The organism is Streptomyces bicolor, assembly GCF_000719285.1.
Taxonomy (GTDB): domain Bacteria; phylum Actinomycetota; class Actinomycetes; order Streptomycetales; family Streptomycetaceae; genus Streptomyces; species Streptomyces bicolor.
Map to the genome: position 1 here is coordinate 1 of NZ_JOFS01000151.1, position 418 is coordinate 418.

Genomic DNA, 418 nt, shown 5'->3' on the forward strand with positions numbered 1-418 from the left:
GCGTCGTACCGCGGTCGGGGAGATCACGTCACCGCCGGTGATGACCTCGCGGACGTTCTTGAAACAGCCCGGCTCCTCCTCCGCCATCACCCGGAACAGGCCAGCGGTGATGTCCAGGCCGGTGATCTCCTCCTCGACGATCAGTCGGGCGAGTTCGGCGACGCTCAGGTCGCCTTCGGGGGTGATGACGGTGCGTCCGCCGTGCAGCAGCGGCACCCAGAAGGCGTAGGTGGAAGGGTCGAATCCGGCAGGCCGCGGCCACGCATCGCCGTGTCGGCCAGCAGCACCGGCGCGGACGTCTCGTCGACGATCCACTGCTTCCGCTCCAGCGGGTAACCGCTGTGCAGCGGGAGGTAGAACGCACCCGCCTTCAGCACCGCCAGCAGCGCCACCACCAGGTCCACCGAGCGCTCCATCA

Annotated in this window: 1 protein-coding gene and 1 pseudogene; both read right to left on the bottom strand. The window is 68.7% G+C overall.

Features of this window, described 5'->3' with window-relative positions; translation table 11 throughout:
* Nucleotides 1–216, bottom strand: a pseudogene (locus IF78_RS50315) (thioester reductase); the annotation flags it as partial.
* The coding region (locus IF78_RS50320) for an AMP-binding protein (protein ID WP_031498986.1) at nt 165–418 on the bottom strand (254 nt) is incomplete at its 5' end. The gene IF78_RS50320 and the pseudogene IF78_RS50315, both read right to left, overlap by 52 nt.